Consider the following 11,554-nt stretch of genomic DNA (forward strand, 5'->3'; position numbering starts at 1 on the left):
TGAATTACTTCAGTACAGTGGCCAGCGGCGCCTGCTCGTGGTAGCCGCCACCGAGGGCGTTGGTCAGCGCCACTTCGGCCAGGCGCTGCACCTGTTGCAGGTACAGGTCGGCGTCGCGTTCGCGCAGCATGGCCAGCCGTGCATTGAGTACACCGGCGTTGTCGGCCAGGCCGCGCTCGAAACGCTTCTGCACCGACGCCAGCTGCGCCCCGGTCGCTGCGCTGCTGGCTGCCTGTTCGGCGATTTGCTGTTCGATGCCCTGCACCTGCAAGGCGTCCTGCGCCACCTCGCGTACCGCCTCTACTACCGCCTGGTTGTATTCGGCAATGCGTTCGTCGCGCGCGGTGCGGGTGGCGTCGAGCTGGGCGTCCAGCCGGCGGCTGTCGAAGATCGGCAGCGTCAGGGTCGGACCCAGGTACACGGTGCGGCTGGCCGCCTGCAGCAGGTTCTCCAGCTTGATGGTGTCGAGGCCGATCGAGCCGGTCAGGTTGACGTCCGGGTAGAACGCAGCCTTGGCGGCATCGATGCGACTCAACGACGATTCGAGCTTCCAGCGCGCGGCCTGCAAGTCGGGCCGGCGCGCCAGCAGGTCGATGCCGAGCCGCGCGGGCAGGGTGTGCGCCACCGCGCTGGTTGGCACGGGTTTGAGGTCGGCCAGCGCCGTGTGGTCGGCGCCCAGCAAGGCCCGCAGCGCCTCGCGCTCGACGCCGATATCGGTCTTCAGCTGCGCCGCCTGCTTGCGCAGTTGCGCCAGGTCGGCCTGCGCCGCGTGGCCGGTATCGGCGTTGGCCAGGCCGCTGTCGATGCGGCGGGTGCGGTCCTGCGCCAGCGCGGTCTGCACGGCCGTCAGTTGCGCGAGATTGTCCTGCCGCGCAAAATCGCCTTGCAGCCTGAAATAGCTTTGGGCGATGGCGGCGGCCAGCGCCTGTTCGGCCTGGGCGTAGGCCGCCCGGTCCACGTTGAGCGAGCCGACCGCAGCGGCGACCTGGGCGCGGTGCTTGCCCCACCAGTCGAAGTTGTAGCGCGCTTCGAGCCGCAGCGTCTCGGTGGTGAAGTACGCGCCGCCAATCGGCGCCGGGAACAGGCCGGTACCGGAGTAGCGCTGGCGGTTGGCGTTGGCGTAGCCGCCGATGTCGATGCCGGTGTCGGCCATGCTGCGCGACAGTTCCGACCGCGCGCTGCCGATGCGCGCTGCCGCCACTTCCAAACTCGGGCCGTCGCGCAGTGCCTGCTCGATCAGTGCGTTCAACTGTTCGTCGCCATACGCTGTCCACCAGCGCGCCTGCGGCCAGCCTTCGCGCGCCAGGTGGATGTCGGTCGCCAGGTCGGCTTTGGCGATGTCGCGTTTGACGGGAATGTGCGCATCGGGTGGAATCGCGGCGCAGCCGGCCAGCAGCAGGACCGCCATGCTCAGTAAGGATTTTTTCACGTGTTGGTTCATGGTCGATTTCAATCGTGGGCGGCGTGCACCGCCGGTGCTTCGTGTCTGGCGGCCGGGCGTATCAACAGCAGCAGCGGCAGTACGCACAGGGTCAAGATCAGCATCAGCCAGAAGTCGTCCACGTACGCGATCATCGACGCCTGCCGGGTGATTTCGTTGTTGAGCAGCGCCGCGCCGTTGGGCGCAGCGAGGGCATCGAGCGCGGCCGGATTGGCGATGGTGATTTTTTCGGTCAGCGTCGCATGCATGGTCTGCGTATTGCGCACCAATAGGGTTTGCACCAGGGCGATGCCGATCGAGCTGCCGATATTGCGCATCAGGCTGTAGATGGCCGTGCCTTCGGCGCGCATCTCTGGCGACAGCGTGGCAAACGTCGCTGCCGACAAGGGTACGAACACCAGTCCCAGGCCCAGGCCCTGGATCACGCCGGGCCAGATGATGTCGCTCTGAGAGAGCACCAGCGTGTAGCGCGTCATCTGCCACAGCGAGAAGGCGGTGATGGCAAAGCCGGCGCCCAGCAGCAGGCGCAGGTCCACCCGGCCCACCAGTTTGCCGACGATCAGCATGGCAATCATGGTGCCGATGCCGCTGGGCGCCGTCACCAGGCCGGCGATGGCGGCCGGGTAGCCCATCAGGCTTTGCAGCATGGTGGGAGTCAGTGCGCGGGTAGCGAACAGCACCAGGCCCACGATGAAGATGAACAGCAGGCCGCTGACGTAGTTGGCGTTTTTCAGCAGCCGGTAGTCGAAGAACGATTTGCCGGGCGGTTGCATCGCCGTATGCACGGCAAAATAAATAAACGCCAGCGCCAGCACGATCGCTTCGATCCAGGTTTCGGTGGCGGCAAACCAGTCGTTCTGTTCGCCCCGGTCGAGCAGCATCTGCAAGGCGCCGATAGCCACGCTGAGCGTGATGAAACCGAAGGCGTCGAACTTCATCTTGCGCGGCGCGGTAGTCTTGCCGATGTAGCGCCAGATGCCGTAAAACGCCATCGCGCCGATCGGCACGTTGATAAAGAATACCCAGCGCCAGTTATAGGCATCGGTGAGCCATCCGCCCAGCGTGGGGCCGAGGATCGGACCGATCATCACGCCCATGCCCCATACCGCCATGGCCGAACCATGCTTTTCGCGCGGATTGATGTCGAGCAGCGTGGCCTGCGACAGCGGCACCAGCGCCGCACCGAACACGCCTTGCAGCATGCGCGCGGCAACGATCTCGCCCAGGTTCATCGACAGCCCGCATAGCACCGAGGCGAGCGTGAAGCCGGCGACGGCGGTGAGGAAAATATTCTTCTGGCCGAAGCGGTCGCACAGCCAGCCGGTGAGCGGGGTGGCGATCGCGGTGGCGACGATGAAGGAGGTCAGTACCCAGGTGATCTGGTCCTGCGAGGCCGACAGGCTGCCCTGCATATGGGGCAGGGCGACGTTGGCAATGGTGCCGTCGAGCGCCTGGATGATGGTGGCCAGCATGATCGACACCGTGATCATGGTGCGGTTGATGCCGGCGTCCGGGACAGGTGGTGCTACCGCATTCATATGCCGGACTCGATATCGCTTTGCATTTGCTCGAGGAAGCCGGTGACGATGGCCAGCACCGCCGGATCGGCCTTGGCCAGCAGCTCGCCGCGCACCGCGTCGGCTTCCTGCTTGACGCTGCGGTACACCTGCATGCCGGACTCCGTCAGGCTGAGCAGCTTGACGCGGCGGTCGGTCGCGGACGGCGTGCGGATCATATAGCCGGCTTTGACCAGGCGGTCGATGGTGGCCACCATGGTCGGGTCCTCCACGCCCACGCGGTTGGCCAGCCGGGTTTGCGACGGCGGCTCTTTTTCCTTGGCGGTCAGGGCAATCGCCATCCAGCTCGACTGGCTGATGCCGAGGTGGCGCAGGCGGCGGTCGATGGCCAGCCGCCAGGCGCGGGCGCTGCCATGCAGGGCGGCCGAGAAGCGCTCTTCGATAGTGGACATATGATTCGGTAGTTAATGGTTAGGTATCGAACTATTATTGTAGCAGCTTTGGTGGTGGACGGAAAGATTTCGCCAGCCTTGGTATCATGGGGCTTATATATATTGAGCAAAAACTGGGAGAAAGACTTGCATAGCAAAATTGTGATCGTGGGCGGTGGAGCGGGTGGCCTGGAGCTGGCCTGCAAACTGGGCCGCAAAATGCCGGGAGAGGTGATGCTGGTCGATAGCCGCCTGTACCATATCTGGAAGCCTTCGCTGCACGAAGTGGCCGCCGGCACCCTCGACGTCCACCAGGAAGGCCTGTCCTACCAGATGCTGGCGCACGACAACGGCTTTACCTTTGCCTACGGCCCCATGCTGGCGCTGGACCACGCACAACGTTCCATCACCATCGGCGCCATCACTGCCGGCGACGAGCGCGACGAAGTCGTGCTGCCCGAACGCCAGGTGGGCTTCGATTCGCTGGTGATCGCAGTGGGCAGCACCTCCAATTATTTCGGCGTGCCCGGTGCGGCCGAGCACACGATTTCACTGAACGCCACCGAGGACGCGGAACGCTTCCGCCTCACGCTGCTCAAACTGCTGACCCTGGCGTCACTGAAAAAAGAACACAACGTCGAGGCAGGCGTGGACGTGGTCATCATCGGCGGCGGCGCCACCGGCGTCGAGCTGGCGGCCGAACTGCGCGAGGCCAGCGGCGTGTATGCCACCTACGGCTTCGGCCAGCTGAAGGCCGAACGCGATATCCGCATCACCCTGCTCGAAGGCGCGCCGCGCATCCTGGCGCCGCTGCCGGAAAAAGTCTCGAGCGCCGCGCTCAACCTGCTGCACCAGCGCGCGGTGACGGTGGTCACCAATACCCGCGTGACCGCGATTGCGGCCGACGGCGTGACGGCCGGCGACATCGTCTATCCGGCCCAGCTGGTGGTATGGGCTGCCGGCATCAAGGCGCCGGACTTCCTCAAGGAGCTGGGTCTGCCTACCGTCAAGTCGGGTGCGCTGGACGTGGACCAGCACTTGCAGGTAAAAGGTTTTACGGGGATTTACGCGCTGGGCGACTGCGCCGCCTGTATCGGCCCGGACGGCAAGCCGGTGCCGCCGCGCGCCCAGGCCGCGCACCAGCAGGCCGATTACCTGCTCGACACATTCCTGCGCCAGCGCGACAACAAGCCGGCGCAAACCAAGCCCTACGAATACAAGGACTACGGTTCGCTGGTATCGTTCGGCCAGACCACATCGGTCGGTAGTTTGATGGGTTCGCTCAAGGGCTTGAGCTGGTTCGTGGAAGGTTTTGTCGCGCGGCTGATGTATGTGAGCCTGCACCTGCTGCACCACAAGGCCGTACTGGGCACGGTGCGCACCGGGGTGCTGGCGCTGGCCCGCTTCCTGATCAAGCGCAGCACTCCGCTGGTGAAACTGCACTAGCAACCAGGAGCGGCTGGCGAACCGTCAGCCGCAAGACGCAGCGACGAAGACAATACGAAGGTAGGGCGAGGAGCTGCCACGCAGCCCTGGAGGTTCGTCAGGCGCTAAGTTTTCTGCGGTTTCGGCAGGATCATGGTCAGGGTGGCGCCGCCCGCAACGCCCGGCGCCAGGGTGAGGGTGCCACCCAGGTAGGCGGCTCGTTCGCGCGCCATGCGCAGGCCGAACTTGACGGCGTCGGCGCCGCCCGCAGCGACGGAACCGCTGGCTGCAGGACCTACGCCGTTGTCTTTCACCGTCATCATCACTTCGTCTTCATTGTCGTCCACGATCACGTCCACCTCGGTGGCGCCGGCATGGGCGACGATGTTGCGCAGTGCTTCTTCCAGCGTGTGCAGCAGCACGATGCCGTGGCTGCGCGGGCAGTCGAGCTCGTCGTCGGGCAAACTGCTGCGGGCCTTGATGTTGTGCTGCTGGCCGAATTGCTCGACCAGTTCGCCCAGCGCAACGCGCACGCCGAGGAATTCGAGCTTGTCGTTCCACAGCTTGATCTGCATTTGCCGGTTGGTTTCCACGATTTGCCCCAGCAGCTTTTTCATGTGGCCGGCGCGGTCCTGCAGCGCCTGGTCGTCGGGCAGCTTTTGCATCAGCAAGCCCAGGTGCATGGTCAGCGCCGTCAGTGACGAGCCCAGGCTGTCGTGCAACTGGCGCGACAGCGAGCGTCGTTCGTTGTCCCAGCAGGTGTGGACATGACCGAGCAACTCGCTCAGGTCGGCGCTGCGCTGGGCGTCGTGATGTTCTTGTGGGGCCGGTACGGACATGGGCATCTCTGTGTGTATGGAAAGACTTGGTGTAAGTTGTAAAGAAGGAGTCTCGTTGCCGATCATACCCGAGCTTTCCACGAGACGGCGCTCCGCTGGGAAATCAATTACCCATGGTTACAATTTCAACGGTTCTCGCATGCAACTGGCGATTGTTTCCATCAACTGTTCAATGCCGACCGGCTTGACCAGGTGGCGGTCGAAGCCGGCTGCCATCACGCGCGCCAGGTCTTCCGCCAGGCCGTAGCCGGTGAGGGCGATCAGCTTGATGTGGCGGGTGTCCGGGTCGGCGCGCAGCCGCCGCGCTACTTCATAGCCATCGATGCCGGGCAGGCCGATATCGACCAGCGCCAGATCCGGCCGGAACTCGCGCACCGCGTCCAGTCCGCGCAGGCCGTCCTCGGCGGCGCGCACCTGGTAGCCATAGCAGTCGAGCATCATGGTCATCATTTCGCGGCCGTCTTCGTTGTCCTCGATCAGCAGCAGGGCGGGCTTGCCATCGGCGGCCAGCGGCGCCGGTGCCGCCAGCGGCACCGGCGGTTCGATGCGCGGCAGACGCAAGATAAACACGCTGCCGGCGCCGGGGCCCTTGCTGTCGGCCTCGATGTCACCGCCGTGCAATTCGGCCAGGCGCCGCACCAGCGACAGGCCGATGCCGAGGCCGCCCTGCGAGCGGTCGAGCGTGCTCGAGCCTTGCACGAATACATCGAACACGTGTGGCAGCAACTCGGCCGCGATACCGACGCCATTGTCACGCACGGAGAGCACGACTTCGCCATTCTCGGTCCAGGTGCGCACTTCGATGCGGCCGCCGCTGGGGGTGTACTTGAGCGCGTTGTCGATCAGGTTGCTAGCAATTTGCTCGAGCCGGGTGGCGTCGCCTTCGACCCAGCCGCCGGCCAGGTCGTGCGCCAGGTCGTAGCCGTTGCTGCGGCCCGTGGCGCGAAAGGTTTCCAGGGTGCCTGCCACCAGCGCGGCCAGGTCCACCGGCGCGCGGTCGAGCAGGATCTTGCCGGACATGGCGCGCGACAGGTCGAGCAGGTCGTCGACGATGCGGCCCAGGTGCTGGCTCTGGCGTTCGATGATTTTCTTGGCGCGCTGTACGCCATCGACGCTGACGCCCGGCAAGCCGATCAGCGCCGCCGCGCTGCTGATGGCGCTGAGCGGATTGCGCAACTCGTGGCCCAGCATGGCGAGAAATTCGTCCTTGGCGTGGTTTTCGCGCTCGGCCACCTGGCGCTCCTCGATTTCGCGCCGCAGGCGCTTGTTCGAGGCAGTCAGCTCGGCGCTGCGCGAACTCAGTTCGCGCGCCTGCTTTTTCAGCTCCTCGTTTTTCGACGCCAGCGCCACGAACACTGAAATCTTGGCGTACAGAATTTGCGGGATCACCGGCGTGAACAGGAAATCGACCGCGCCGTGCTGGTAGGCCTTCAGTCGGTCGAGTTCGTCGGCCAGGAAGGCGGTGATGAAAATGATGGGAATGTCGGCCGAGCGCGCCCGCGCGTGGATCGCCTCGGCGGTCTCGAAGCCGTCCATGCCGGGCATGTTCACATCAAGCAGGATCACCGCGAAATCGTGCAGCAGCACCTGGCGCAGCGCCTCCTGTCCCGTGCGCGCGGACAGCACTTCGTAGGACTCCTGCTCGGCCCATAGTCCAAGCAGGCTGGTCAACGCGAACAGGCTGTTGGCGTCGTCATTGACGACCAGGATCTTGGGTTGGGCTGGAATGGGCACGATGTCTGCTGACGGCGAGGGGACCGCACGATCATAACAATTGCTTGTATGAATGTCAAAAGACCGGTAGTCAATAGAACCTTGCTACCGGCCGCCGCTCTATGTTTGCTCCCGCACAGACCCGTCGGGCCGGTGCTGTCACAGTCAAGCTGTATCCACCCACTCAAGGAACACATCATGAATATCGATACTGTCGTGGACAAAGAATATCTAGGCCAGAGCTTCCGCGCACTGGCAGCGGCACCGGTCAGCGCGCTGCGCGGTGTGAGCGCCAAGGACGCCAAGGCGCTGGCGCAGGCATTCAACGTGCACTCGGTGCGCGACCTGGCCAATATGGACTTCGTCAAATGGGCGCAAGCCATCACTACCCTGGCCGACCTCGAGCAAGCCACCCCGGCCGAACAAGCCAAGGAAACCCTGCTCGACGATGGCCTGGAGATGACTTTCCCGGCCAGCGATCCGGTCTCGGTCGATGCCGGCATTACGCGCATCGAAGTACCGCCGGAAATGGTCGATGCCAAGGATGATCATCGTCACAGCAGCGCCAAGCCGGCAGGCAAGGCAGGAGCGAAAGACAAGGCAGCAGCGTAACTGCTCATCATTGGCCGTAAAACTTTAAAGCCGTCATTCCTGCAGAGGAATGACGGCTTTTAGTTTATTCCGCGCCGCCGGTTCAGGCGGCCCGTTGACATCGATTACACCGTGGTGGACAGCACCGGCTGGGCCGCAGATTGCGTGCGCAGGGCTTGCGCCGTGCAACTGCGGTTCTTGCCGGAGCGCTTGGCTTCGTACAGCGCGGCGTCGGCCACCGCGATCACGGCCGCAACCGCGTCGGCGTCGTCCGGGAAAATCCCGATGCCGATACTGGTGGACAGTTGCAGCGTATGGCCGTTGACGATATACGGCTGCGAGACCGACTCGATCAGCTTGTTGGCGGGTTCCTGGGTATCGCCCACGTGCGAGATATTGCCCATCACGATGACGAACTCGTCGCCGCCGACGCGCGCGACCGTATCTTCCTTGCGCGCGCAACTGACCAGGCGCTGCGCGACCAGCTTGAGGATTTCGTCGCCGGCCGCGTGGCCGTAAGTGTCGTTGATGGGCTTGAAACCGTCGAGGTCGAGGTACATGACCGCCGCCTTGTTCTGCTGGCGCGTGGCGTGTTGCAGCACGGTGGCGATACGGTCTTCAAGCAGGCGGCGGTTGGGCAGGCCGGTAAGCGGATCGTGCAGCGCCAGTTCCTGCTGCTGTTTGCTGTACTGCGCCAGCTCTTTATAGAGCAGCCGCACTTCGAGCATGTTGTGAATACGCTTGTGCACTTCGAGCAGGTCGAACGGTTTGCTGATGAAGTCGCGTGCGCCTGCTTCCAGTGCGGCGATTTTAAAGCTCGGCTGTGCAGTGAGCGCTAACACGGGCAGGTAACCGCCTTGCTCGATTTCTTTCAAACCCTTCATGACCTGGAAGCCGTTCAAACCGGGCATCTGCAGGTCCAGCAGGATCAGGTCGTAACAATGCTGGCGATGCATGGGGCATACCTGCTCGGGCAGCATGGTCGAGGACACGTCGGTGTAACCGGCTTCGCGCAGGATCTCCAACATCAGCTCGACATTGTCGGCGCTGTCATCTACCACCAGGATCTTGGCGTGCAGAATATCGTCACGGCTCGGCATATTTTTTCTCAGTCTCATCTAAGCGGCGGGGTCCCGGCCGCATAATAAATGCATAATAATTAGATAATATCGCAAACCTCTGTGCTGCAGCGCACACATCTGCGATTAATTTCTGTACGGAAACAATTCTACCTGCTTTCCATGATTTTCCAAGTGTAGCAAGCATGCGTCTGATTGCTTGTAGGACATTGCCGCGTCTAAAAGTAGGAGCAGGAAAAATGCTTTATGGCAATAATATTTACGTGTGTTTATTGCATGTCATCGTCGCTCAGAGTGGGGGCGTGGAAAAGCCAGTGCGTGCGGACCGCGCGGAAGCGACTTTGGCTATCAGTTCGGCCGGCTCCACCGGTTTCGAAACATGTGCGAAAAAACCACTTGATAACGCTTTCACGCGGTCGCCCGCGCGTGCAAACGCGGTCAACGCGATCGCCGGTACGTCGCCGCCGTGCGCCGGGCCCAGCGCCCGCACCCGTTCGAGCAGGCCGTAACCGTCCATCTCTGGCATGCCGAGGTCGGTGAGCAGCAGTCCCGGCCGCAGGTGCTCGAGCAGCGACAGTGCTTCGGCAGCGCTGGCGGCGGTCAGTACATCGGCGTGGCAATCGTGCAGGATACGGCGGATCAGCTCGCGGGAATCGTCGTCATCGTCCACTATCAGCACCTGGAAACCGGCCAGATCGTGCGGCGCAGCACATGCGTGCACGGGCGCTGCATCGTTCTTGCCGGCCCGGCGCGGCAGACGCACGGTGAAGCACGAACCCAGGCCGGGGCCGTCGCTGTGGGCGGCAATGGTGCCGCCGTGTTGCTCCACCAGGTGCTTGGCGATCGCCAAACCCAGGCCCAGGCCGCCGTGCTTGCGGGTGGTGGTGGCGTCGGCCTGGCGGAAGCGCTCGAACACGTGGCCAATGAAGTCGGCGGCAATGCCGGCGCCGGTGTCGCGCACGTCGATGGCGACCTGGCTGTCTTCGCGCCGTACGGCGACTGTTACCGTGCCACTCTCCGGCGTAAACTTGATGGCGTTGGTCAGCAGGTTCCAGATGATTTGCTGCAGGCGGCTGGCGTCGCCGGACACCATGCCGGCCGCGCTGTCGAACTCGGTGATCAGGCTGATGCTGCGGGCCTCGGCGGCCGGGCGCACGGTATCGATGGCGGCAGTGGCAATTGACGATGGCGACAGCGGCAGCAATTCGAGCCGCACCTTGCCGGACGCGATGCTGCTCATGTCGAGCAAGTCTTCGATCAGTTGCGCCTGGGCGCGGGCGTTGCGCTCGATGGTTTGCAGGCCGCGATGCAGGTCGGCTTCGTCGCGGGTGCCGCGCCGTAACACCTGCGACCAGCCCAGGATGGCCGTGAGCGGGGTGCGCAGTTCATGCGACAGCGTGGCCAGGAATTCATCCTTCATTTGGCTGTTGCGTTCGGCTTCGGCACGCGCTTCGCGCTCGCTGTCGAGCAGCTGCTTGCGCTCTTCGGCTGCCTGCTGGGTAGCTTCGTACAGGCGCGCGTTGTCGATGGCGATCGCGGCCTGGGCTGCAATGCCGCTGATAATCCGCTCGGTGCGCTCGGTAAACATGGCCGGCTCGGGATGACCGAAAAACAAACAGCCGATCACCGTGCCCGTGCCAAGCGCCACCGGCACGGCCAGATAGCTGCGTACCATTGGCGTACCCGGTGGCAAGCCGTGATTGGGGCTGGCCTGCTCGTCGCCCGCTTCCGCCGTTAAATCGACACTGCGAATGGCAGCATGACCAGCGGCAAGAGGTTCCCCGTCGGCAAGCAGGGCTTCGGCGCGCGGCGCGCAAAAACCGCCGAAGCTGGCAGGCGCGCCGGCGGACAGGGTGTGACGCATCACGGTGGCGCCGGTGTCGTCTGCCTGATAAAAGAAGGCGCCATAGCGGGCGCCGCTGATGCTGGTGGCGGCGTCGGTCAGTTCCTGCAACAGCGGGTGCAGGTCGCGCCGCGACGCGAGGGCGGTGCCGGTGCGGTTGACCAGTTCGAGTGCGGCGGTTTCTTCGCGCAAGGCTTCCTGGGCGCGCTTGACCTGGTCGACGTCGGTGCTGGTGCCGAACCAGCGCACCAGCCGGCCATCGGCGTCGCGTACGGCGTTGGCGCGCACCAGGAACCAGCGGAATTCGCCGCTGGCACTGCGAATCGGCACTTCGAGCTCGAGCGCCTCGCCGCTGGCGCGACATTGTTGCCATAATTGTTCGAGGGCGGCCACGCAGTCGGGCGCGTACACGCGGCGCCAGCCGTCGCCGGCCATGTCCTGTGGGGTGGCACCGGTGTAGTCGTACCAGCGCTGGTTGTACCAGATCATCGCGCCGTCCTGTTCCGCAATCCATGCCAGTTGCGGCATGGACTCGGCCAGCGCGCGCAGCTCGTGCCGGCTTTGACGCAGCAACTCGCGCGCGCTGCGCAGTTCGTCCAGCGCGCGTTGTGGATCGGTGAGCGCAGCGTCTTCCACCGGGACGGCAGAGGTGGCGCTCACAGGCTCATTGGGAGA

9 protein-coding genes are annotated in these 11,554 nt (G+C 64.1%); 2 read left to right on the forward strand and 7 right to left on the reverse strand.

Annotated features, from left to right (window positions below; genetic code table 11):
* Positions 1–4: 4 nt before the first annotated feature.
* The 3 genes from F8197_RS01670 to F8197_RS01680 are packed head-to-tail and all read right to left on the reverse strand — an operon-like array spanning position 5 to position 3,410.
* Complete coding sequence (locus tag F8197_RS01670; RefSeq protein ID WP_373996753.1) at positions 5–1,429, reverse strand: efflux transporter outer membrane subunit; 1,425 nt, start codon at positions 1,427–1,429, stop codon at positions 5–7.
* 20 nt (positions 1,430–1,449) lie between these two features.
* On the reverse strand, positions 1,450–2,979 hold the full coding sequence (locus F8197_RS01675) for an MDR family MFS transporter (protein WP_152879494.1): 1,530 nt from the start codon (positions 2,977–2,979) through the stop codon (positions 1,450–1,452).
* Positions 2,976–3,410: a MarR family winged helix-turn-helix transcriptional regulator gene (locus F8197_RS01680; RefSeq protein ID WP_152879496.1), complete on the reverse strand. Its 435-nt coding sequence runs from the start codon at positions 3,408–3,410 to the stop codon at positions 2,976–2,978. The genes F8197_RS01675 and F8197_RS01680 overlap by 4 nt, the downstream gene beginning before the upstream one ends.
* A 126-nt stretch (positions 3,411–3,536) precedes the next feature.
* Between F8197_RS01680 and F8197_RS01685 the strand changes: the two genes are divergently transcribed.
* The gene (locus F8197_RS01685; protein ID WP_152879497.1) at positions 3,537–4,835 is read left to right on the forward strand and encodes an NAD(P)/FAD-dependent oxidoreductase; all 1,299 of its coding nucleotides are present in this window, start codon (positions 3,537–3,539) and stop codon (positions 4,833–4,835) included.
* Between the two features lie 104 nt (positions 4,836–4,939).
* Here the strand turns inward: F8197_RS01685 and F8197_RS01690 are convergent, their stop codons facing one another.
* Positions 4,940–5,659: a sensor histidine kinase gene (locus tag F8197_RS01690; protein WP_082488911.1), complete on the reverse strand. Its 720-nt coding sequence runs from the start codon at positions 5,657–5,659 to the stop codon at positions 4,940–4,942.
* A gap of 111 nt (positions 5,660–5,770) precedes the next feature.
* A complete protein-coding gene (locus tag F8197_RS01695) occupies positions 5,771–7,387 on the reverse strand; it encodes a response regulator (protein ID WP_373996754.1) in 1,617 nt (538 codons plus the stop codon).
* Between the two features lie 177 nt (positions 7,388–7,564).
* Here F8197_RS01695 and F8197_RS01700 point away from each other — a divergent pair, with 177 nt between their 5' ends.
* The gene (locus F8197_RS01700; protein ID WP_056146159.1) at positions 7,565–7,978 is read left to right on the forward strand and encodes a hypothetical protein; all 414 of its coding nucleotides are present in this window, start codon (positions 7,565–7,567) and stop codon (positions 7,976–7,978) included.
* 104 nt (positions 7,979–8,082) lie between these two features.
* On the opposite strand, the gene F8197_RS01705 is transcribed toward F8197_RS01700, so the two are convergent.
* Positions 8,083–9,057, reverse strand: coding sequence for a diguanylate cyclase domain-containing protein (locus F8197_RS01705; protein WP_152879499.1), 975 nt, complete (start codon positions 9,055–9,057; stop codon positions 8,083–8,085).
* Positions 9,058–9,325: 268 nt separating this feature from the next.
* Positions 9,326–11,539: an ATP-binding protein gene (locus tag F8197_RS01710; RefSeq protein ID WP_373996755.1), complete on the reverse strand. Its 2,214-nt coding sequence runs from the start codon at positions 11,537–11,539 to the stop codon at positions 9,326–9,328.
* Positions 11,540–11,554 lie beyond the last annotated feature (15 nt).

This window comes from Duganella sp. FT27W, from assembly GCF_009295655.1.
GTDB classification, from domain to species: Bacteria; Pseudomonadota; Gammaproteobacteria; order Burkholderiales; family Burkholderiaceae_D; genus Rugamonas; species Rugamonas zoogloeoides.

Bases quoted from the DNA above. Each gene is read 5' to 3' on its own strand.
- F8197_RS01680 (WP_152879496.1), bottom strand. From the start codon at position 3,410: ATGTCCACTATCGAAGAGCGCTTCTCGGCCGCCCTGCATGGCAGCGCC.
- F8197_RS01675 (WP_152879494.1), bottom strand. From the start codon at position 2,979: ATGAATGCGGTAGCACCACCTGTCCCGGACGCCGGCATCAACCGCACC.
- F8197_RS01705 (WP_152879499.1), bottom strand. From the start codon at position 9,057: ATGCCGAGCCGTGACGATATTCTGCACGCCAAGATCCTGGTGGTAGAT.
- F8197_RS01700 (WP_056146159.1), top strand. From the start codon at position 7,565: ATGAATATCGATACTGTCGTGGACAAAGAATATCTAGGCCAGAGCTTC.
- F8197_RS01690 (WP_082488911.1), bottom strand. From the start codon at position 5,659: ATGCCCATGTCCGTACCGGCCCCACAAGAACATCACGACGCCCAGCGC.